Raw genomic sequence first — 21,614 nt, 5'->3', positions numbered from 1 at the left:
CCGCACCATGGACAACAACGGAGTTGGATCCTGGCCGCACCGTCGCCGTGCCAAGTCGGGTCCCAAAACGGCCCTGGTTTCCGGGGATCGCATCCTGAGTTACACGGAGCTCGCTGATCGCACTGATTACCTCGCCAACGCACTGAAGGACAGAGGTGTGGTCATGGGGGACAGGGTGGCCTACCTCGGTGAGAACCATTCATCGTTTGTTGAGGCCTTCTTCGCTTGCGGGCTGCTCGGTGCGATATTCGTCCCGCTGAACACCCGCCTCGCCGCCCCGGAGCTGCAGTTCCAACTTCAAGACTCAGGTGCACGCGTCCTGATCAGCGCCGAGGCGCTTGAAGCGGTAGCCGCTGCCTCGGTGGAGGACACCGCTGTGACCCACCGGCTTGTAGTGATGCCCGACGGCGGGACACAAGGTTTCGCTGTCAAGCCGCCATCCGGCGTCGAACGTTATGACGAGGTACTTCAAGCGGCAGCCGGGACCCCGCTTGATGTAGCCGTGGGCCTGGACGACCCGGCGATGATCCTCTACACCTCCGGAACCACGGGCAAGCCCAAAGGCGCACTCCTCACGCACGGGAACATCACGTGGAACTGTTTCAACACTGTGGTGGACATGGACCTGAACAGGAACGACGTCGCTCTGATGATTTCACCACTGTTCCACGTGGCCTCCCTGGATATGGGCCTGCTGCCGATGCTGCTCAAAGGTGCCACAGTGGTGCTCGAAACCAAGTTCGATGCCGGCCGCGTCCTCAAGTTGATCGGGCAGCACAAGGTCACCACGCTCAATGGCGTGCCCACCACATTCCAGATGCTCTGCGACCATCCGGAATGGTCGACGGCGGACCTCAGCTCCCTGGACAAGCTCACGTGCGGAGGGTCTGCTGTTCCGCAGCGCGTGTTGGACGCGTATGAGCAGCGGGGCATTGGATTCACGAGTTGCTACGGCATGACCGAGACTGCCCCGGGCGCCACGATGCTCCCAGCGTCGAGGTCCAAGGAGAAAGCCGGTTCCGCAGGACTGCCGCACTTCTTTACCGACGTACGGATTGCAGACCCGATAGGTGGGCTCGCTCTTCCCGGCGCAGTGGGGGAGATCCAGATTTCCGGCCCAAACGTCATCAGGGAGTATTGGAACAGGCCTGAAGCCACCGCTGATAGTTACTCTGATTCGGTGTGGTTCCGGTCCGGAGACATGGGCTTCCGGGACGATGAAGGTTTCTTGTTCGTCTCGGACCGCATTAAGGACATGATCATTTCCGGGGGCGAGAACGTCTATCCGGCCGAAGTGGAAGCTGCGATCGCGGAACTCCCGGAGGTGGGAAGTGTTGCCGTCATTGGGGTTGTCGACCACAAATGGGGCGAGGTTCCCCGCGCCATCGTGACACTGCTGGAAGGTGCTTCCCTGACCGAGGAACAGCTGCGCTCACATCTGGAAGGCCGGCTCGCCCGCTACAAGATCCCCAAGTCCGTGGTTTTCGTTGAGGAAATGCCGCGGACTGCCAGTGGGAAGATCCGCAAGGTGGAGCTGAGGAAGCAGTTCGCGTCCTGACCCCCGTTGTTCTCTCACATCCTGCGGGTGACAGAGATCCTCAGCAGGTGACTCCAACTGGCCAGAAATCTTCAAGCCTGAGGTGCGACGACGACGCTTGGCCAGGGCCGCCGTCGAACCTCAATGGGAGTTATGTGAGATAACGATGGCCCGAAAGGGTTGGTATGTGAGAGAAGGTTGGCCCAAAAGGGTTGGTATGTGAGAGAGGGATCGGGCCGACATAATCCGTCAACGGACTAAATCCCGGTTAATTTTGTCCATCGACCTGCATAAATACCTCGGAGAGCACTACGATGAGCAACGACTCTTCACTGAGTTTGGTCTCATTGCATTATTCACACCTAACCCCGGGGGAACACCTTGAGTTACCAGCAACAGCCACAGCAAACCCAGCCGTATGGCGCACAGACCGGCGAACCGCCGCTGTGGGCTCCCTACTATGGCGCACCCATTGGCGCCGCTGTAAAGCGTTTCTTCAAGAAGTACACCGCCTTCACCGGCCGCGCGAGCCGCAGCGAATACTGGTGGGTGGCCCTCGCTTTGGGTGTCATCGGCCTCGTCCTGCAGATCCTTACCGGCATTCTTGGGGCAGCAGGTTCTACCACCTCCGCAAACGGAACGGCAGTTCCCGGCCCGGGCGCAGTTGTAGGACTTATCTTGATCTTTGCGTTTTACCTGGCCGTCCTCATTCCGTCCATTTCGTTGCTGGTTCGTCGTCTGCACGATGGCAACTTCAGCGGATGGCTCGCATTGCTCGGCCTCATTCCGTTCGTCGGTGGACTCGCCGTTCTGGTTTTCGCGCTCCTGCCGTCCAACCCGGCCGGCCAGCGCTTCGACCAGCCCAGCGCTGTCTAGCATTTCACGCACTACGTAAAAGGGGCGGCACGCGAAGTGCCGCCCCTTTTACGTGCCCGGCGAACCACTCCATGGAATGCTGTGGAGTGATGCGGACCGATCCCCAACGACGAGGAGTTCCCATGCCCGGTGATACCAAACGGAAAAACATCAAACGATGCGCCGTTATTGGCGGCGGGATCATCGGTGTGGCGGTGGCTCGGGAATTGGCCAACAAACTCGACGGCGTCCAGGTCACGGTTTACGAGAAGGAAGACCAGCTCGCCAAGCACCAGACCGGCCACAACTCCGGCGTAGTCCACGCGGGCCTGTACTACGAGCCCGGCGGGCTGAAGGCAACGCTCTGCCGCCGGGGAGTTGCCCTGCTTCAGGAATTCTGCGCCGCCAAGGATCTCCCGTACGAGGCCTGCGGCAAGGTGGTGATCGCCCAGACCCCCGAAGAATCGAAGCGACTGGAGAACATCTTCGCGCGGGCAACGGCCAATGGGGTGCCGGGCGCACGCATGCTGCGCGGCGACCAAATACGCGAGGTGGAGCCGAACGCCGTCGGGCTTTCTGCTTTGCACTCGCCGGAAACGGCAATCGTGGACTACACGGCCATCACCAAGGCGCTCGCCGACGACGTCCGCGACGCAGGCGGGCAGATCCGGCTTGGGCAGGAAGTCACGTCGCTGGAACAGCAGGGGAGCGGCGTCGTGGTCCGCACGAAGGATGGAGGCGAACACTACGATCTTGTGGTGGCCTGCGCCGGCCTTCAAGCGGACCGGTTGGCGAAAGCGACTGGAGAGCCTGCAACGCCGCGCATCGTGCCGTTCTTTGGACAATACTTCCTCCTCGGGAAGGAAGCCCGCGCAAAAGTCAGGGGGTTGATTTATCCGGTGCCGGACCCCAAGCATCCGTTCCTTGGCGTGCACCTGACCAAAAGGATCGACGGCGAAATGATGCTGGGCCCCAACGCATTCATCTCCTTCGGACGCGAGGCCTATTCCTGGAAGGACATCGATGTGCTCGATGTCCTGAATTACACCCTGTTTCCAGGATTCTGGAATTTTGCCCGCCAGAATGTGCCATCGGCTGTCCGCGAATTCCAGACCGTGGTCAGTAAGAAGAAGTTCATTAAGGAGGCCGTACGCTTTGTTCCGTCGTTGGAGGGTGCCACTGTTCTTCCCGGCACGCGAGGCGTCCGCGCACAGGCCATGAACGCTGACGGTTCCCTGGTGGATGATTTTGTGATTTCACGACGCCGGGACACGGTTTTGGTGCGGAACGCACCGTCGCCGGGAGCTACGTCGTCGATGGCGATCGCGGAGTACATCGTGCAGCAGGCTCTGCAGGACTAGGTGCAGCAAGCTCTGCGGGACTAAGTGCGGAAAAGGGGAAGTTAACAAGCCCGTGACGCTGCAGAAACCGGCCCCACATGACTGCTGGATACCTTTGCCGCATGAAAGCATCCTGGTTGTCTAAACAAGGCGCGAAGATCGGCCAATGGATTGAGGCCGCCTACGTCCTGGATTGTGTGGAACCGGCAAACGATGCCGACGGCACACCGGGTCACGGGCGGCCCGCCGATTGGACGTGGTTGCCGGCGCTTAGCGGGGTTACGGTTGCCAGTGCGCAGGCCATTCAATCCCACTCGGGAATGGCCCGCCGTAACCCCTGAAGGTTGGCTTGAAAGCTGCTGAATGTTGTTTTGGGCACACTTTTCGTCCAACGCGGATGCTATGCCCTAAACTGCTTCACTGAGGTGCCTGAAATGGCACTATGCAGCAACGAAAGCGAACCCAATGGCTACTGATTACGACGCGCCCCGCAAGACAGAAGAAGAGACTCCCGCGGACTCGCTTGAGGCTCTTCAGGCGTCCCGCGGCACCGGTGCCCAGACTGCAGTCATCGACCTCGACGAAAACGACACCGCGGAAGGCATCGACCTCCCAGGCGCCGATCTTTCCGGTGAAGAACTGACCGTTGTGGTGGTACCTGAACAGTCTGACGAATTCACGTGTTCTTCCTGCTTCCTGGTCCGCCACCGGTCCCAGGTTGCCTTGGAAAAGAACGGCCTTAAGTACTGCAAGGACTGCGAAGGCTAACCCTAGGCATCGCAAAACGTTCGAGCCCCGTCAGGCCAGAGAATGGTCGGATGGGGCTTTTGCGTGTCCGCGGCTCTTTGTAACGCCCAGGTATCGTTATCTTCGGTTACGAACCTACGCATGAAGAACCTCAATAGAGTCCCTGAATCGGCCTAAATGTCCCCTTCCATGACTCTCCTGTGACCACCCCGGGGTCGTTTTAACGGTTGTGCGCCGAAGCGGCCACAACCCATCCAAACCACCCAAGGCGCTCCTACTGTTGAAGTATCAACTTCGCCTGAAGGGGGCACAAAAAATGAGGAAATTTGGAGCGGGTTTGGCAGCAGTCCTTGCAGCTGCCGGACTCGGTCTGGTGGCACCGGGGCCAGCCTCGGCATCACCATATTGCGGGATCATGTGGGGCTCGCTGGCCAAGGCCGACCCCGATATGAGCGCCGCCAACGTTACCAACGTCCGTACGGGCCAGCAGCCCTGTTACGACCGCTTGGTGATCGACATGACCGGCAAGGTGGCCGGCTATTCAGTGCAGTATGTCCCGGTTGTGGTTCAGGATGCCACGGGCTATCCAATCCCGGTGCTCGGTGATGCTGACCTGCAGGTTGTTGTGACAGCGCCTTCATACAACCAGAACGGCCAATTGACGTACGCTCCGGCTGCCAAGGCTGAGTTGTCCAACGTTTCCGGGTATGAGACGTTCCGGCAGGTGGTTTACGCGGGCAGCTTCGAAGGCACCACGAGCATCGGTTTGGGTGTCCGTGCCCGGCTTCCGTTCCGCGTCTTCACTTTGGACGGGCCCGACGGCGGTTCACGCCTTGTGGTGGACGTCGCCCACCGTTGGTGAATTGAGGGAAATCTCCCAAAACCTACGAAAGCTGCCAGTTCGCCCGGATCATTCCGGCGAACTGGCAGCTTTCCAGCGATTTCGCGCTAAGGAGCTACTCGGGGACCACCAGGGCAGGGGTGTCCTTGCGGATGGTCTCTCCGCGGAAGAAGCCGGGACGGACGCGGGACATGATCAGCATGAACACCGCACCCAGGGCAAGGATTCCGATGCCGAGCACGAACACGAGCCCCACTCCGAAGATTTCCGAGCCACTTCCAAACTCCGGGGCCCAGCTGTCCACCGCGGTCTGCAGGAAGACAACGAACAGGCCGACCCCACCCAGCAGCGGGCAGAGGAGACGCAGGAAGAAGTTGCGGGCACTGGAGAACACGCTGTTCCGGAAATACCAAACACAGGCGATTGCCGTGAGCCCGTAGTAGAAGCAGATCATCAAGCCAAGAGCCAGGATGGTGTCGTTGAGGACGTTCTCGCTGATCACGTGCATCACGGCGTAGAAGCCCGCGGACAGGACACCGGCCGCGACGGTGGCGAAGCCCGGCGTCGAGAACTTCTTGCTCATGTGGCTGAAGCGCTCGGGCAGGGCGCCGTAGTGCGCCATGGCCAGCAGGCTGCGCGACGGCGAGGTGAACGTGGACTGCAGCGATGCGGCCGAGCTCGACAGGACTGCCAGGGACATGAGGATCGCGAACGGACCCATGACCGGTGACGCGAGGGCCGTGAACACGTTGGCGTGGTTTTCCTCGTTGTTCAGGCCGATTCCAGTGTCTCCGACGCCTGCGAACATCATGGTGGCGATGGTGACCAGCAGGTAGATGCCCAGCACGATGACGGCGGTCAGGGTGCCTGCGAGGCCGGCGGTCTTCTTGCCGTTGGCGGTTTCCTCGTTCACTGTGAGGCATACGTCCCAGCCCCAGTAGACGAAGATCGACAGGGAGATGCCGGCCGCGATCTGGCCGAAGGTCTCGATCTTGGTGACGTCGAACCAGTCCCAGCTGAACGGAATGGCGGTCTCGGAGGTGGACCAGTTGGCGAACGCCATGGCCACGAAGAGGCCCAGGACCAGCAGCTGGAAGCCCACCAGCCCGTACTGGACGATCTTGGTGGTGTGCAGGCCGCGATAGCTGACCCACACGGCCAAGGCAACGAAGACGAAGCAGGTGGCAACGTTCAGCACTTTGTTCGAGGCGAGGTCCGCGAGCTCGGGGGAGCCCGTAACCTGTGCCAGGAAGAGATAGAAGAAGTCCACTGCGACGCCTGCCAGGTTGGACAGGACGATGATGTTGGCCGCGAGCAGGCCCCAGCCACCCATCCAGCCCACCCAAGGACCGAATGCTTTGGTGACCCACGTGAAGGTGGTGCCGCTGTCCGGGGAATCTGCGTTGAGTTCCCGGTATGCCAGTGAAACCAGGATCATCGGAATGAACCCGATAAGGAAGATCACGGGCAGTTGCAGCCCGGCTTCGTTGACGGTCGGACCGAGCGCGCTGGTAAGCGTATACGCCGGGGCGATGGTTGAAATGCCAAGAACGACGACGGCGAGGAGCCCCAACTGCCCCGTCTTCAGTCCCTTGCCGCTGATCTCGTGCGACTTGCCGGCCGGGCTGGTGCCGTCGGCCGTGCTACGGATTGTCTGGCTCATGAAAGGCCCTTTCTAGATGGCCGTAGGCTGCTGCTGCGTAATGCAGTGGATACCGCCGCCCCGGGCAAAGAGTTCCCGCGCGTCAACACTGACTACGCGGCGTCCGGGATAGGCGTCGGCGAGGATGCGGAGTGCTTTCTCGTCCATGGGGTCATTGAAACTGCATGCGATGACCCCTCCGTTGACCACGAGGTGGTTGATGTAGCTGTAGTCCACATACCCTTCGTCGTCGGTAAGGGTTTCCGGGGCGGGAACTTCGATGATGTTCCAGTCCCGGCCTGCTGCGTCATGGGTGGTGCGCAGGAAGTCGATGATTTCCCGGGAGACGTTGTAGTCCGGGTGTTCGGGGTTCTGCTGGGAGTGGACCAGCAGCGTGCCGGGGCTCGGGATCGCTGCCACAATGTCCACGTGGCCGCGGGTGCCGAATTTCTCCGAGTCCCGGGTGAGGCCGCGGGGCAGCCAGATCACATGGGTGGCGCCGATGGTGCGGGCCAGTTCCCCTTCGATGTCCGCCTTGGTCAGGCCCGGGTTGCGGCCTTGGTCAAGCTGTACGGTCTCGGTGACCAGGACTGTGCCTTCGCCATCAACCTGGATGCCGCCACCCTCGTTGACGATGCCTGACGGGATGTGGTGGGCATCGGCGCGAGCGCTGATCTCCGCTGCGATGAGGGAGTCCTTGTCCCATGTGGCCCAATCCTGGCCACCCCAACCGTTGAAGATCCAGTCCACGGCACCCAGCTGCTTGTTGGCATCAAGCACGAAGGACGGCCCGATGTCGCGCATCCAGGCATCGTTGAGTTCAGCGGTCAGTACCTCGACGCGAGGGTCCAGGTAACGCGTGGCGGTGTCGACGTCGTCGGGGTGTACCACCATGGTGACCGGCTCGAACTCAAGGATGGCGTTGGCAACGGCAGCCCACGTGGACCGCGCAGCGTGAGCTTCTTCCGCGGTGTCACCCAAGGTATAGCCACCAGTGGGGAAGGCCATCCAGACGCGGTCCTGGGGAGCGGTCTCGGACGGCATCCGCCAGGCGCTCATGCGGACACAGCCTGGTATGGCGTGGCCTCGGCTGTGGAGCCCAGCGGGGCGTTGGGGTTCACGGGTTCCGTGAGGCGGCCGTACGTTTCCGGGCGGCGGGTGGCCAGGAACGGGAAGAGCGTGAGCCAATCCTTGCGCTGGTCCAGGTCGAGATCGGCCACCAGGACGGCGGATTCGTCGCGGGGTGCCTGGACCAGGATGCGGCCGTACGGATCGGAGATGAAGGATGAACCGTAGAAGTCCAGGGTGCCCTCGCTGCCGTAGCGGTTGGGGGCAATCATGAACAAGCCGTTGGCGATGCCGTTGCCCACGATGACCTGCTGCCAGAGCGGTTGGGTGTCGAAGTCCGGGTGGTCCGGCTCGGAACCAATGGCAGTGGGGTAGACCAGGATTTCGGCACCGCCCAGGGAGTACATACGGGCGAGCTCCGGGAACCATTCATCCCAGCAGGTGGGCATGCCAAGGCGTGCGCCGCCGAGTTCGGCAGGGGCGTGGACCGCATAGGCGTCCTCGGCGGCCGGGCCTTTGCGGAAGAACTTGTCCTCGTAGTAGCCGGCCGTGACGGGGATGTGCAGCTTGTGGGTGCGGGCCACGAGCTCGCCAGCAGGGGAGACGAGGATCGCGGTATTGAGTCCCAAGCCGTCGTCCGTGCCGTCCGGGTTTTCAGCACGCTGGTAGAGCGATGCGTGCACCGAGACGCCGTACGTCCTGGCAGCCGCTGCGGCGAACGTGAAGGTGGGGCCCGTGAGCAGGTCTTCGGTGATGTCGGAAGGGCGGATACCTGCGGCCGGGTTGTTCTCCGGCCGGGTGTCCGCAGGGTAGCGGGAGAGGGTCAGTTCAGGCAGGAAAACAACACTGGCTCCCAGCTTGGCTGCACGTTCGATTCCCTCGTTCAGTTCGGCATGCAGGACTGCTTCATCAGCGTGCCAGCGGTGCTGAACGACGCCGACCCGCAGCGGGGTGCGGGTGGACGGCTCGGTGCGGGCCAAGGAAGTCGGGGCTTCAAGGCGGGTAATTTCAATCATGGGGGCATGTACTCCGGTGAGACGACAGTCACTAAATGAATAGCGTTCATTTAGTATGGCGGTAGTCACGGCCGGATGCAAGGGGCAAAAATGAATTCCCTTCATTTCCCGCGCCCAGGAGGCACCTATCTCTTGGGTCGTGCCCTGACATGCATGCGCTCGCCCTGCTGCCCAAAGAGGGTAAGGAGCTCCACGGGTTCCATAGTGGCACTGGCGAACCAGTGCGGCGTCCGCGTATCGAACTCCGCCGCCTCACCCGCTTTGAGAATGAAGTCGTTCTCACCCAGGACAAGCCGGAGTTTGCCGTTGAGGATGTACATCCAGTCGTAGCCCTCATGCGATTGGGGATCGGGAACTTCCTTCCCCGTGCCACCCGGCAGGACCATCTTGAACGCCTGGATGCCCCCCGCTCGTCGTGTCAGCGGCAAGGCTGTGCCCCACTCGTGCACGTGCGGCTTGAGGTGAATCCGCGGATCACCGGTTTCCGGGGCGTCGATGAGTTCTTCGAGGGGGACTTGGTGAAGGCGGGCAATGGGGAGGAGTAATTCGAGCGTGGGCTTCCGTTGCCCCGACTCCAACCTTGAGAGCGTGCTGACCGAAATGCCCGTGGCCGCGGAGGCCTCCGCCAGGGTCACATTGCGTTGGGTCCGCAGCGCTCGCAGGCGAGGGCCGACGGCGTCGAGCATTTTGCTGAAATCCGGAGTCATGGCTTCAGTTTGCCATACCAGCAAAATTTGTTGCTGATTCGAGGGTCTCCGGTTGAGCATTGAACCAGGCCGTTGTGAGGCCGGCTTTGCGCCCCAAAACCTGGAAATAACGCGCAGAGGAGGCCTCGCAACAAAGCGAACAGGAGGCAAAAAATGGAACAACAGTACGACATCGTCATTGTGGGAGGTGGCGCAGCTGGGTTAAGTGCCGCGGTCACGCTGGGTAGGGCGTTGCGGTCCGTGCTGGTCATCGACGCCGGGGAGCCACGGAACGCTCCTGCCGCAGGGGTGCACGGCTTCCTTTCCCGGGACGGGCTCAGCCCCAAGGAACTCCTGGTGCTTGGCCGGGCTGAAGTTTTGCATTACGGAGGCCACATCGTTTCGGGCGTGGCTGTGGCGGCGCGTTCGACGCCGGATCCCACCAACGCTTCCGAACCCGCCTTTGAGGTGGACCTGGCTGATGGTCGGACTGTCGGGGCGCGTCGGATACTGGTGGCCACGGGCCTGACCGACATCCTGCCTGACGTGAAGGGCATCCGGCAGCGCTGGGGCAGGGACGTCCTGCACTGCCCGTACTGCCATGGTTGGGAAGTGCGGGACAAAGCAATCGGCATCCTGGGCTCCGTACCGATGGCTTTGCACCAGACCCTGCTGTTCCGGCAGTGGAGCCCCAACGTCACGCTCTTCCTGAACGACATCGTTGAACCGACTGAAGAGCAGTGGGAACAACTGGCGGCCCGGTCCATCAGCGTGGTCGAAGGCAAGGTTCAGTCATTGGAAGTCACTGACGATGTGCTGAGTGGCGTCGTCCTTGAATCCGGCGCGACGATACCAGTTGAGGCGGTGGTGGTTGGTCCACGCATGGAGGCGCGTTCCAGGGTGCTCGAATCCCTCGGCATTGAGCCGGTGGAACACCCCCAGGGAGTGGGACTTCATTTTGAAGCGAGTGCGCCAGGAGGAGCCACTTCAGTGCCGGGCGTTTGGGTCGCCGGCAACGTTGCGGATCCCATGGGCCAGGTAGTGGCCGCTGCAGCAGCAGGAAACATGTCCGGTGCAGTCATCAACGCGGATCTCATGATGGCTGAAACCAGGCTGGCGGTAGCGGCAGCGGCCAGCCGCGTTGAAGGCCTTGTTTCACGGTGAGTTGCATTAATTAGCAGTCGACTTACGGTCCAGGTGCGAGGACGATTAAAGAACAGCCACTAAGGAGGTTGGGTATGTGCTACTCGTACTATGAGGGCTATGAGAGGCGCTCGAAGAAGGACTCCGTGCGCACGCCTGAGATGCACAAGCCTGAGACCAGCAAGGATCAGGCACCGGAGGCCCCTGCCGAGAAGAGCCCGCAGACAGAAGGAACGTTGTGGACTTTCCTGGCTCGTCGCCGCAGGGAATTTGAGGTTTCAGAACCGAAGATCGACCGCATCCGCGAGAAGGTGTAGGCAGCGGTCTGGGCAAAGACCCCGTACAACGGACGATTCACCACCGCGCGCGGCGGTGAATCGTCCGTTAAGCGGGGTTTCCTGCAGCCTGCTTCGGAGCGACCAGGAATTCGAGGGCAGCAGTGACCAGCGCTTCCGTGCCAAGGGCCAGTGTTGGCTGGATAATCGGGGCAAAGTAGGGCGAATGGTTCGACGGAACGTCCTCCGGGAGACGGCCCGTCGTCGCCCAGTCCTTGAAGTGGGTGGCCTCGATCCCGCCCAGGAACCAAAAGACGAGCGGCGCGCCCGCCGCTGTCGCGAGTTCCCCGACGTCTTCGCTGCCTGAGACCGGGCCGGGGTCCATGATCCGCGCGGCCCCGAACTTATCAGAGAACGCTGAAGCCACCCTTCCCGCGGCCGACTCATCATTAACCGTCAAAGGGAATCGCTCCTCATAGTGGAAGTCGGGTTCCTTGAGGGAGCCTGAGGCAGCAGCTTCACTTCGAACGATGCGCTCGATCGAGTTCAGGACTTTCTCCCGCGTGGGCTCGCTGAAGGATCGGATGCTGAGGCCAAGGGTTGCGGTCTCGGGAATGATGTTGTTCTTTGTTCCCGAATGGATTTGCCCAACGGTAACTACTGCAGAATCGCTGGCGGCGAGTTCCCGGGACACCACTCCTTGCAGGCGCATGGTGGTTGCCGCTGCCATGAGCACTGGATCAATGGTGGTTTCAGGCCGGGAGCCGTGGCCGCCGCGTCCATGCAAAGTCACGTTGAGGGAATCCGCTGAAGCCATGGCCACACCGGGACGGATGCCGAACCATCCGGCAGGAAAGGGCGCCACGTGCTGGCCGAGGACCACGTCCGGCTTGGGGACCAGGTCAAAGAGCCCATCCGCCACCATGGCCTGGGCACCGCCACCCCATTCTTCGGCTGGCTGGAAGACGGCGATCAACGTGCCCTGCCAGTCCAGCCGCTTTTCGGCCAACGCTTCCACGGCTCCGAGGAGGCAGCTGACATGCACGTCGTGCCCGCACGCATGCATGATCGGCACGTCGCGGCCTTCATGGTCGACGCCGACTGCCGCACTTGCGTAGTCCAACCCGGTGGCCTCTTTGACCGGTAACGCGTCCATATCGGCACGAAGCATCACCACAGGTCCGGGGCCATTGTCCAGGACTCCTACAACCCCCGTTTTCCCCACGCTGCGGTGGACCAGCAGCCCCAGGTCCTCAAGGTGTCCGCTGATGATCCCGGCTGTTCTGACCTCCTGGAAGGAAAGCTCCGGATTCGAGTGGAGGTCACGGTAGAGGGCTTCAAGGTCAATGCTCATGGGGAATTTTCCTTAACAGGTCGACGCCGCAGGGTCTGGCCAGTGTATCGAGGTCACCAGAGGGCAAACTTGGGTGCATGGAATCTTCACAAGAGATCACTACCCAACACTCAACGGTGGAGGATTGGACCAGGGCTTTGGCAGAGTCCAGCGGATCGCCTGGGGGAGGCGCAGGTACCGGCGTGATGTTGGCCATTGCAGCATCCCTAACGTCCATGGTTGCTGGTTATACGGAGGCGCCCGGGCAGCAGTTGGCCGATCTGCACGCCCGGGCCCGCTCCCTCCGCGAAACCGCCCTGAAGCTGGCTGACGACGACGCAACGGCGTCGAAGGCTTTCGGTGCGGCCTTCCGGCTTGATCCTGGCCCGGACCGGGAGCAGGCAATCCACCGTGCATCCGTCGATGCCGCCAAAGCGTCCGCGGTCCTCGGGGACCATGCCATCGAAGCCATCGAGGACTTGGGATGGCTTGCTGCCAACGGGAACCCGGCGCTCATTGCTGATGTGGTGGTGGGGTTTGGAGCTCTCAGGGCCGCCATCGCGGGAGCCCGCACCAACGTGAGCTTTGATCTCGGGTCGCTCAGATCCGCAGGCGCGTCGCTTGATGAGATCAAGGAAAAGCACCCTGAATTGTGGGCAACGGTAGGGCGGCTCAGCGAAGCCCTGGACCGGATTGACCAGCTGGTGGCCGCCGTAGATGGCAAGGCTGCACCTACTGACGGCCACTGATTCCCGCGGCGCCTACTGCGCTTTGGGAACCCGCCGGAGCACGACGGCGGCAAGCACTGCCGCACCAGCCATCAATACCAGCCCAATCGCTGCAGTGATGTGGACGCCGGATTCGAAGGCTACCCGGGCGGCGGCCGTCAGTGCATCCGATAGCGGAGCGGGTAGTGCCGCAGCAGCGTCCACTGCACCGGCCAACGTTTCACCCGATTTCCCGGCCGCCTGCGTGGACAAGCCCTCCGGGATGACGAGGTTGTGCTGGTAGGACGCGGTGAGGATAGAGCCCAGCACGGCCGTCCCCAGGAGCGAACCCAGCTCGTAGCCTGTCTCGGAAATTGCGGACGCCGCTCCGGATTTGTCGGCCGGCACCGAGCCGAGGATGAGGTCGTTGGAGATGGTTTCCGCTGCGCCTACGCCGACGGCGAGGACAGTCAAGGCTGACAACAGGAACACAGCTCCGCTGCCGTGATCACCCACAGCTACCACCAAATAGCCCGCCGCGCTGAGGGTAAGGCCGCCGGCCACCACGAATCCTGGCCGGACGCGCTTTACCAGCGGGACCACCACCAGGCCGGCGATGACCGTTGCCAGGAGCGCCGGAATCATTGCGATGCCCGCTTCCATGGGCGACTGACGTTCAACCAGCTGCAAGTGCTGGGCGAAGAAGTAGATGAAGCCCGTCATGGAAAACAAGGACAGGACGTTGGCCACGATTGCTGTGCTGAACACCTTGTTCTTGAACAAAGTGACGTCCAGCATGGGGCTCTGGATCCGCCGCTGGCGACGGACAAACAAAATGCCCATCACCAGGCCGAAGACCATGAAGGCCGCTGCCGACGCCCCGAACCCGTGAACAGCGAATTCCTTGATGCCGTACACGAACGGAGCCATGGTGATCACGGACAGCGCGATGCTGGGCACGTCCACACGGCCAGGATTGGCGTCCTTGGACTCGGGAATGAGGACCCTGCCGAAAGCGAGGAGGGGCAGGAGCAAGAAGGTCGCCACCAGGAAGACGGCACCCCACCAGAAGTGTTCCACCAGCCAGCCACCAAAGATCGGGCCAAGGGCGGCGCCGCCAGAGAATCCGGCAGCCCATACGGCGATCGCGAGCCGCCGGCGGTTCGGATCAGCAAAGATGTTCCGGATCAAGGACAGCGTTGAGGGCATCAACATGGCGCCGAACACGCCAAGTGCGGCGCGGCCGGCAATCAGCCATTCCGCGGAAGGCGCGAACGCTGTAGCAGCCGAAACCGCCGCGAAGCCTGTGCTGCCGATCAGCAGCAGCCGCCGTCGTCCGATCCTGTCGCCAAGGTTGCCCATGGAAACGAGCAGCGCCGCCAACACGAGCGGGTAGGCGTCAATGATCCACAGGAGTTGCACGCCACCTACATCCAGGGAGCGGGCAATTTCGGGCAGGGCGAAGGTGAGCGCGGTGTTGTCTACGGCCACCAGCAGCACCGGGAACATCAGGAGTGCCAGAGCCGTCCAATCGCGCCACGGTGCCGTCTGACCCATCAGGGAACGAGCGGAACGGGGTGCTTGGGTTGAAGACGGCGTGAACATGGTACTAACTGTACCGTCCAGACGGTATAGTTTCAAATTCAACACCACCAAACGCCGTAGGGAATGATGTAGTCATGCCACGAAAACCAGTTGCCCGGGATGCGGTCCTGGATGCCTACGAAGCCCTCCTTATCGAGGTGGGGGAGCGGGCTGCCACGCTTGACGCCGTCGCAAAGCGGGCAGGTGTCTCCAAGGGTGGACTGCTTTACCACTTCCCCAACAAGGAATCGCTGATCAGCGCCCTGCTGGAGCGCTTGGATGACTTGGCCCAGGCAGACATCGAAAAAATGAAGACAGCGCCCGATGGCAGCGCTGCTTACTTCATTCGGACCTCACTGTGGGCCGGGACCCCCATGGACCGGGCGTTCGTCGCGGCCACACGGCTGGCAGAAGTTGCCCATGAAGAGACCCGGCTACGGTTCAGCGGAATCCAGCAACAGTGGCTGGACGTCCTGGCCGAGGATGTGGGTCCGGAGGTAGCCAAAGCCGTCAGTTATATGGGTGACGGCCTGTATTTCAACGCAATGTTCGAGGGCGGCCAGGAAGGCGGCAAGGCCGGGCGGGAGGCCGACGTCGAGATCCTGCTGGGAGTCCTGGACCGGCTCCGCAAGTAGCGGGTCGCCCATTTGCGGCGACGCCTCCGACGTAGGACAATTGAGCCTTGTGGTGCGTCTTTACAAGGGGCACGCAAATAAGTGAATATGCCTTTGATCTGCGGCGGGAGAGTCCTGCAAGCAAGTGATGCGGGCGCCGTAGGAGCAAACCCTCCCCAGGAATCTCTCAGGCCCACGCACCGCCGCGGCGAGGCAACTCTGGAAAGTAGCAGGCCTTTTGCTGCGCCCTTTGGCGCAGTGGAAATGCTGTGCTCACCGACGGTGCAAGCGAGCGTTGTGAAAGCAACACGCGGAAACTCTCAGGTCCAATACAGAGCGGGGAGGAACCCAGCCACTGTGGCGTACCCAAACGCCGCCCAAGTAATGGAGTTCCTTCGTGACGGTTAGTTCAGCCTCCACCACCTTCGTCGATCGGCATATTGGCGCCCGCCGCCAGGCCGACATTGACACCATGCTCAAGACGGTCGGTTACGACACCGTTGATTCGCTGGTTGACACCGCCGTTCCCAACGACATCCGCCAGGACGTTGCCCTCACCCTCGAAAACGCGCTCAGCGAAGTTGAGGTGCTGGCCGAGCTGCGCAAGCTTGCATCCAAGAACAAGACCGTCGTCCAGATGATCGGCCAAGGCTACTACGACACCGTCACGCCGCCGGTTATCCGCAGGAACATCCTCGAATCCCCGGCCTGGTACACCGCGTACACGCCGTACCAGCCGGAAATCTCGCAGGGCCGCCTGGAAGCCCTGCTGAACTTCCAGACCATGGTCCAGGACCTCGTGGGACTGCCGATCGCCAACGCCTCCCTGTTGGACGAAGCAACAGCTGTGGCCGAGGCCGTCCTTATGATGCGCCGCGCCAACAAGAACAAGGCAGCCCATGACGGGAAGACCGTCCTCGACGCCGACTGCCTCCCGCAGACCATAGCCATCGTGAAGGGCCGCGCTGAGGCCCTCGGTTTCGAAGTTGAGGTCGCTGACCTTTCGCTCGGCCTCCCGGAAGGCGTCATCAACGGCGTCGTCCTGCAGCAGCCCGGCGTTTCCGGCCGCGTGTTCGATCACTCCGCCGTCATCGCTGACGCGAAGGAACGCGGTGCACTGGTCACGGTCGCAGCAGACCTTCTCTCCCTGACGCTCATCACCCCTCCGGGCGAGCAAGGTGCGGACATCGCCGTCGGTTCCGCCCAGCGCCTGGGAGTTCCGCTGTTCTTCGGTGGCCCGCACGCCGCGTACATGGCCGTCCAGAAAGGTCTCGAGCGTTCCATGCCGGGCCGTCTGGTGGGCGTTTCCAAGGACGACGCCGGTGTCCCCGCCTACCGCTTGGCGCTGCAGACCCGCGAGCAGCACATCCGCCGCGAGAAGGCCACGTCCAACATCTGCACCGCGCAGGCGTTGCTGGCCATCGTCGCCTCCATGTACGCCGTCTACCACGGACCCGAAGGCCTGAAGGCAATCGCAGAAACCGCCCACGGTCACGCCCGCACCCTTGCAGCGTCACTGAAGGCTGCCGGCGTTGAGGTCCTTCACACGTCCTTCTTTGACACCATTACAGTCCGCGTTCCTGGCAAGGCTGCGGAGATCGTGGCCGCTGCCGAGGCCAAGGACATCAACCTGCGCGGCATTGACGCTGATCTGGTGGGCATTTCTGTTGACGAGACCACTACATCGGAGATTGTTCGTAGCGTCCTGGATGTCTTCGACGCTAAGGTGCTTGAGTCCGCTGAAGGTTTTGCGCTGGAATCTTCCGTAGAGCGCTCGAGCGACTTCATGCAGCACCCGGTGTTCAACACCCACCGCTCCGAAACCCAGCTCCTTCGCTACATCCGTAAGCTCTCGGACCGCGACCTGGCACTGGATCGCACCATGATTCCGTTGGGTTCCTGCACGATGAAGCTGAACGCAACCGCTGAGATGGAAGCCATCTCCTGGCCGGAGTTCGCCTCGATCCACCCGTTCGCTCCGGATTCCCAGACCGAGGGGTGGCGTGAACTGATCACCGATCTTGAGTCCCAGCTGACTGAGATCACCGGCTACGATCAGGTCTCCATCCAGCCGAACGCCGGTTCCCAGGGTGAGCTCGCGGGCCTGCTCGCGATCCGCGGCTACCACCTGTCCCGCGGTGACGAGCAGCGCAACGTGTGCCTCATCCCGGCGTCTGCCCACGGCACCAACGCTGCTTCCGCAGTGCTCGCTGGCATGAAGGTTGTTGTGGTGGCCACCGCTCCCGATGGCACCATCGATCACGTTGACCTCAAGGCCAAGATCGAAGCAAACCGGGACGCCCTCTCGGCCATCATGATCACCTACCCGTCCACGCACGGTGTGTACGACGCCGACGTCCGGGAAGTCTGCGACGCTATCCACGAAGCCGGCGGCCAGGTCTACATCGATGGCGCCAACCTCAACGCACTCGTTGGACTCGCGCAGCCGGGCAAGTTCGGCGGCGACGTCTCCCACCTGAACCTGCACAAGACATTCTGCATCCCGCACGGCGGTGGCGGACCTGGTGTTGGCCCGGTCGCGGCCAAAGCACACCTGGCGCCGTTCATGCCCGGTGACGCTGCTTCGTGGACCGAAGGCAACGACGTCCCGATTTCGGCCTCCCGCTTCGGTTCGGCCGGTGTGCTCCCGATCTCCTGGGCCTACGTGAAGCTCATGGGTGGCCAGGGCCTCACCGAAGCAACCAAGTCCGCCCTGCTGGCCGCGAACTACATCGCTTCCCGCCTCAACGAGCACTTCCCCGTGCTCTACACCGGCGAGGGCGGGCTCGTAGCCCACGAATGCATCCTGGACCTCCGTGAACTGACTGCCCGCACAGGCGTTACAGCTGAGGACGTGGCTAAGCGCCTCATCGACTTCGGCTTCCACGCTCCCACCCTGGCGTTCCCTGTTGCCGGAACCCTCATGGTGGAGCCCACAGAGTCCGAGGACCTCGTGGAGATCGACCGCTTCATCGAAGCCATGATCACCATCCGTGCCGAAATCGAGCAGGTTGCCACAGGCGATTTCACTGTTGAGAACTCCCCGCTGCGCAAGGCACCCCACACGGCTGCCGCCGTCGTAAGTTCTGACTGGGACCGCGCATACCCGCGTGAGCAGGCCGCATTCCCCGTCCACCACCTCAAGCAGGACAAGTACTTCCCGCCCGTTGGCCGCATCGATGGCGCAGCAGGAGACCGTAACCTGGTCTGCTCCTGCCCTCCGATCGAAGCCTTCAACGACTAACACAGCCTAAGGACTCCTATGACTGAGAACTACACCGCTCTCTACGAAGAGCACAAGAAACTGGGCGCGTCCTTCACCGACTTCGGCGGCTGGCAGATGCCCCTTAAGTACTCGTCCGAGTTGGCCGAGCACCACGCCGTCCGCAAGTCCGCCGGCCTCTTCGACCTCTCCCACATGGGCGAAGTCTGGGTCACCGGACCGGACGCGGCAGCGTTCCTGGACTATGCCCTGGTGGGCAAGATTTCCGCCATGGCCGAGGGCAAGGCAAAGTACTCGCTGATCTGCCAGGAAGATGGCGGCATCATCGACGACCTCATCACGTACCGTCGTGGCGCCGACAAGTTTCTGGTGGTCCCCAACGCGGGCAACGCCACGGTAGTTGCGGCCGCTTTGGTGGAGCGCGCAGCTGGTTTTGACGTAGTTGTTGAAGACGCCTCCGCCGAGACGTCGCTTATTGCTGTCCAGGGTCCGCGCGCTGAAGCCATACTGCTGCGCCTTGTGCCCGCAGAGCAGCACGCGCTGGTCACCGAACTGAAGTACTACGCCGCTGTTGAGGTGCCGTTCACGTTCGACGGCGGCACTCAGGACCTGCTGCTCGCCCGCACCGGGTACACCGGTGAAGACGGCTTCGAGATCTTTGTGTCCAACGACTCCGCTGCTGCCCTGTGGCAGGCCATCGCCGACGTCGCTGAAGAAGGCGAGTTGACCGCCGCAGGCCTGGCTTCCCGCGACTCCCTGCGTCTCGAAGCCGGAATGCCGTTATACGGCAACGAACTGTCCCGCGAAGGAAACCCGTTCGCCGCAGGGCTCGGTCCCGTCGTCGCACTATCGAAAGAAGGCGACTTCGTCGGCAAGGACGCACTCGCTGCCCTCAAAGCTGACGGCGCCGGCTCCACCAGCGGACGCAAGCTCGTGGGCCTCAAGGGCCTGGGCCGCCGCGCTGGTCGTGGTCATTACCCGGTTCTCAAGGACGGTGCAGTGGTAGGCGAAGTCACCTCCGGCCAGCCCAGCCCGACGCTTGGATACCCGGTAGCGTTGGCCTACGTCGACGTCGAGCATTCAGAGCTTGGAACTGCGTTGGACATTGACCTGCGGGGCAAGTCTGAGCCGTTCGAAGTTGTCGCATTGCCGTTCTACAAGCGCCAAAAGTAAGCGGGGGTTGTCCCGACGGGTCGCCTTTTGCCCGTCGGGCCCGCCATCCTCCGCGGGCTCGGTCGCCTAAGCGCCCGCTGGGCGGACGCGAGGCTCCCTTGGACGCCCGCATCCGGATACCGGGCCCGAAGGGGCTGCGCACATCACCAGGACGCGCGGCCACTCTGGCGCCACTCGAACCGCTGAATGCTGGGGGAGTGGCAACCTGCCGGGGGTGATCCGTGCGCCATCCACCCCCAGCCACAGTTTTTGATCAACCACAGTAAGGAAACAGAATGCCCAAAGTAGCGCCCGAACTTCAGTACTCCGACGAGCACGAGTGGGTTTCCCGCGGGGAGGGGAACTCGGTGTCTGTTGGTATCTCCGAAGTTGCCACTGACGCACTGGGCGACATCGTGTACGTTGACCTGCCCGAGGTTGGCTCCGCCGTGACTGCTGGCGAGACCTGTGGCGAGGTGGAGTCCACGAAGAGTGTTTCTGACCTCTACTCGCCGGTCACTGGTGAGGTCACTGAGATCAACGACGCCGTTGTGGGCGACCCAGCCCTGATCAACAACGACCCGTATGGCGCTGGTTGGTTGTTCAAGGTCGCCGCCGAGTCCGAGGGCCCGCTGCTTTCGGCCGAGGAGTACGCCTCCAAGAATGGCGGAGACCTGTCCTAACTGCTCTTCGCGCTTTGTCGGTTGGCCCGTTGGGGCCGGCATCCTCTGCGGCCTCGGTCGCATATGCACCCGCTGAGCGGATGCGATGCTCCCTTAGACGCCCGCTGCCGGATGCCGGTCCCAAAGGGGACAGTTCCCCGGCGGGGGTTTGGTATTGCCAGTCCGTTTCGGGGGTTCGCTGCCGGAGATGCCGTGCGCATGTTCGGCAGGGGAGCCCCGAAATGGCCGCTGGAGTCCGCGGAGGACGTTGGCTCGAAGCGCCCATACAGCGCCCACTGTGGCGTAGCGTGGGATTGTAGAACTGAATAAAATTGCGACGCCGGGTTGCCGCCTTTGGGGGCCATCCGGCGTCGTGCTTCGGTCGCTTGCCGCCATAAGTGGGGGCGGCCCTCCGGCAGGACCATCTGCCGGACCGTTTCAAGCTTTGTTAAGGAATCCCGACCATGGCTGTTGGTGTTTTCGATCTGTTCACTGTGGGTATTGGCCCGTCGAGTTCTCATACCGTGGGCCCCATGCGGGCTGCTGCGGTGTTCGCTGGTGAGCTCAAGGACGCCGGTGTCCTGGGCTCGGTCGCGTCGTTGCGGGTTGACTTGTATGGGTCGTTGGCCGCGACTGGCCGTGGGCACGGGACCATGACTGCGACCCTGTTGGGCCTTGAGGGTTACCACCCGGATTTGATCCTGCCCGATGAGGTGGAGGAGCGGCTCGCGTCGATCGCTGAGACAGGTGTCCTGAATCTGGCCGGGGCCTCCGGCGAAGGCGTAGAGCTGCCGTATGCCGTGGAGGACATGATCCTGCATCCGTTGACGGTGTTGCCGCGGCATACGAATGGGATGAAGTTTGCCGTGTCTGATGCCGGGGGGAACGTGCTGCGGGAGGCGACGTTCTTCTCGGTTGGTGGCGGGTTCATCGTCCGCGAGGGCGAGGAAGACGCGGCTCGGGCGGAGTTGGAGGAGACGAAGGCGGAGTTGCCGTTGCCGTTCCGGACGGCTGCTGAGTTGCTGGGCCGGTGTGCGTCCAAGGGTTTGGGGATCAGCGAGATCATGTTCATCAACGAGCGTGCGTCCCGGTCCGAGGAGGAGATCCGGGAGGGTCTTTTGCATATCTGGCACGTGATGGAGGCGTGTGTTGAGACGTCGTTGAAGCGTGAGGGTGTGTTGCCCGGGGG

General features: G+C 62.3%; 20 protein-coding genes and 1 riboswitch. Of the genes, 14 read left to right on the top strand and 6 right to left on the bottom strand.

Annotated features, from left to right (window positions below; genetic code table 11):
• Positions 1 to 7 precede the first annotated feature (7 nt).
• The 6 genes from AC1DD7_RS22550 (at position 8) to AC1DD7_RS22525 (ending at position 5,341) form a co-directional block, all read left to right on the top strand.
• Positions 8 to 1,558, top strand: a complete 1,551-nt coding sequence (locus AC1DD7_RS22550) for an acyl-CoA synthetase (RefSeq protein WP_477516641.1) — start codon at positions 8 to 10, stop codon at positions 1,556 to 1,558.
• 360 nt (positions 1,559 to 1,918) lie between these two features.
• Entirely contained in the window at positions 1,919 to 2,413 is a 495-nt protein-coding gene (locus AC1DD7_RS22545) for a DUF805 domain-containing protein (protein ID WP_477516640.1), read from the top strand.
• Between the two features lie 122 nt (positions 2,414 to 2,535).
• Positions 2,536 to 3,753, top strand: coding sequence for an L-2-hydroxyglutarate oxidase (lhgO, locus tag AC1DD7_RS22540; RefSeq protein WP_477516639.1), 1,218 nt, complete (start codon positions 2,536 to 2,538; stop codon positions 3,751 to 3,753).
• 101 nt (positions 3,754 to 3,854) lie between these two features.
• Positions 3,855 to 4,073 carry a hypothetical protein gene (locus AC1DD7_RS22535; protein WP_477516638.1) on the top strand — a complete coding sequence of 73 codons (219 nt, stop codon included), beginning with the start codon at positions 3,855 to 3,857 and terminating at the stop codon, positions 4,071 to 4,073.
• 124 nt (positions 4,074 to 4,197) lie between these two features.
• Entirely contained in the window at positions 4,198 to 4,500 is a 303-nt protein-coding gene (locus tag AC1DD7_RS22530; RefSeq protein ID WP_431118510.1) for a DUF4193 domain-containing protein, read from the top strand.
• A 295-nt stretch (positions 4,501 to 4,795) separates the two neighbouring features.
• Positions 4,796 to 5,341 (top strand): AMIN-like domain-containing (lipo)protein, encoded by a 546-nt coding sequence (locus tag AC1DD7_RS22525; RefSeq protein WP_477516637.1) that lies wholly within the window; start codon positions 4,796 to 4,798, stop codon positions 5,339 to 5,341.
• Between the two features lie 94 nt (positions 5,342 to 5,435).
• Here the strand turns inward: AC1DD7_RS22525 and AC1DD7_RS22520 are convergent, their stop codons facing one another.
• The 4 genes from AC1DD7_RS22520 to AC1DD7_RS22505 all read right to left on the bottom strand — a co-directional run bounded on the left by AC1DD7_RS22520 (position 5,436) and on the right by AC1DD7_RS22505 (position 9,753).
• Complete coding sequence (locus AC1DD7_RS22520) at positions 5,436 to 6,983, bottom strand: APC family permease (protein ID WP_477516636.1); 1,548 nt, start codon at positions 6,981 to 6,983, stop codon at positions 5,436 to 5,438.
• Positions 6,984 to 6,995: 12 nt separating this feature from the next.
• The gene (locus AC1DD7_RS22515; protein ID WP_477516635.1) at positions 6,996 to 8,021 is read right to left on the bottom strand and encodes an agmatine deiminase family protein; all 1,026 of its coding nucleotides are present in this window, start codon (positions 8,019 to 8,021) and stop codon (positions 6,996 to 6,998) included.
• Positions 8,018 to 9,046, bottom strand: a complete 1,029-nt coding sequence (locus AC1DD7_RS22510) for a nitrilase-related carbon-nitrogen hydrolase (RefSeq protein WP_431118518.1) — start codon at positions 9,044 to 9,046, stop codon at positions 8,018 to 8,020. The genes AC1DD7_RS22515 and AC1DD7_RS22510 overlap by 4 nt, the downstream gene beginning before the upstream one ends.
• A gap of 125 nt (positions 9,047 to 9,171) precedes the next feature.
• Positions 9,172 to 9,753 carry a helix-turn-helix domain-containing protein gene (locus tag AC1DD7_RS22505; RefSeq protein WP_477516634.1) on the bottom strand — a complete coding sequence of 194 codons (582 nt, stop codon included), beginning with the start codon at positions 9,751 to 9,753 and terminating at the stop codon, positions 9,172 to 9,174.
• A 153-nt stretch (positions 9,754 to 9,906) separates the two neighbouring features.
• Here AC1DD7_RS22505 and AC1DD7_RS22500 point away from each other — a divergent pair, with 153 nt between their 5' ends.
• Positions 9,907 to 10,896 (top strand): NAD(P)/FAD-dependent oxidoreductase, encoded by a 990-nt coding sequence (locus AC1DD7_RS22500; RefSeq protein ID WP_477516633.1) that lies wholly within the window; start codon positions 9,907 to 9,909, stop codon positions 10,894 to 10,896.
• A gap of 74 nt (positions 10,897 to 10,970) precedes the next feature.
• Complete coding sequence (locus AC1DD7_RS22495) at positions 10,971 to 11,192, top strand: hypothetical protein (RefSeq protein ID WP_477516632.1); 222 nt, start codon at positions 10,971 to 10,973, stop codon at positions 11,190 to 11,192.
• Between the two features lie 67 nt (positions 11,193 to 11,259).
• Here AC1DD7_RS22495 and AC1DD7_RS22490 read toward each other — a convergent pair whose 3' ends face one another.
• Positions 11,260 to 12,504, bottom strand: a complete 1,245-nt coding sequence (locus AC1DD7_RS22490) for an amidohydrolase (protein WP_477516631.1) — start codon at positions 12,502 to 12,504, stop codon at positions 11,260 to 11,262.
• Between the two features lie 77 nt (positions 12,505 to 12,581).
• On the opposite strand from AC1DD7_RS22490, the gene AC1DD7_RS22485 reads away from it, so the two are divergent.
• Entirely contained in the window at positions 12,582 to 13,232 is a 651-nt protein-coding gene (locus tag AC1DD7_RS22485; protein WP_477516630.1) for a cyclodeaminase/cyclohydrolase family protein, read from the top strand.
• 12 nt (positions 13,233 to 13,244) lie between these two features.
• Here the strand turns inward: AC1DD7_RS22485 and AC1DD7_RS22480 are convergent, their stop codons facing one another.
• Positions 13,245 to 14,795 carry an MFS transporter gene (locus AC1DD7_RS22480; protein ID WP_477516629.1) on the bottom strand — a complete coding sequence of 517 codons (1,551 nt, stop codon included), beginning with the start codon at positions 14,793 to 14,795 and terminating at the stop codon, positions 13,245 to 13,247.
• A 74-nt stretch (positions 14,796 to 14,869) separates the two neighbouring features.
• Here AC1DD7_RS22480 and AC1DD7_RS22475 point away from each other — a divergent pair, with 74 nt between their 5' ends.
• The 5 genes from AC1DD7_RS22475 to AC1DD7_RS22455 all read left to right on the top strand — a co-directional run.
• Positions 14,870 to 15,409: a TetR/AcrR family transcriptional regulator gene (locus AC1DD7_RS22475; protein WP_477516628.1), complete on the top strand. Its 540-nt coding sequence runs from the start codon at positions 14,870 to 14,872 to the stop codon at positions 15,407 to 15,409.
• A gap of 94 nt (positions 15,410 to 15,503) precedes the next feature.
• Positions 15,504 to 15,601, top strand: a riboswitch (glycine riboswitch).
• A 184-nt stretch (positions 15,602 to 15,785) separates the two neighbouring features.
• A complete protein-coding gene (gcvP, locus tag AC1DD7_RS22470) occupies positions 15,786 to 18,632 on the top strand; it encodes an aminomethyl-transferring glycine dehydrogenase (protein WP_477516627.1) in 2,847 nt (948 codons plus the stop codon).
• An 18-nt stretch (positions 18,633 to 18,650) separates the two neighbouring features.
• Positions 18,651 to 19,784, top strand: a complete 1,134-nt coding sequence (gene gcvT, locus AC1DD7_RS22465) for a glycine cleavage system aminomethyltransferase GcvT (RefSeq protein ID WP_477516626.1) — start codon at positions 18,651 to 18,653, stop codon at positions 19,782 to 19,784.
• Positions 19,785 to 20,059: 275 nt separating this feature from the next.
• On the top strand, positions 20,060 to 20,446 hold the full coding sequence (gcvH, locus tag AC1DD7_RS22460) for a glycine cleavage system protein GcvH (RefSeq protein ID WP_477516625.1): 387 nt from the start codon (positions 20,060 to 20,062) through the stop codon (positions 20,444 to 20,446).
• Between the two features lie 443 nt (positions 20,447 to 20,889).
• The coding region (locus AC1DD7_RS22455; protein WP_477516624.1) for a serine dehydratase beta chain at positions 20,890 to 21,614 on the top strand (725 nt) is incomplete at its 3' end.

It is taken from the genome of Paenarthrobacter sp. 10L412, assembly GCF_056395565.1.
Note: the sequence above shows the minus strand (reverse complement) of the source record. Positions and strands in the feature narration are given on the sequence as shown.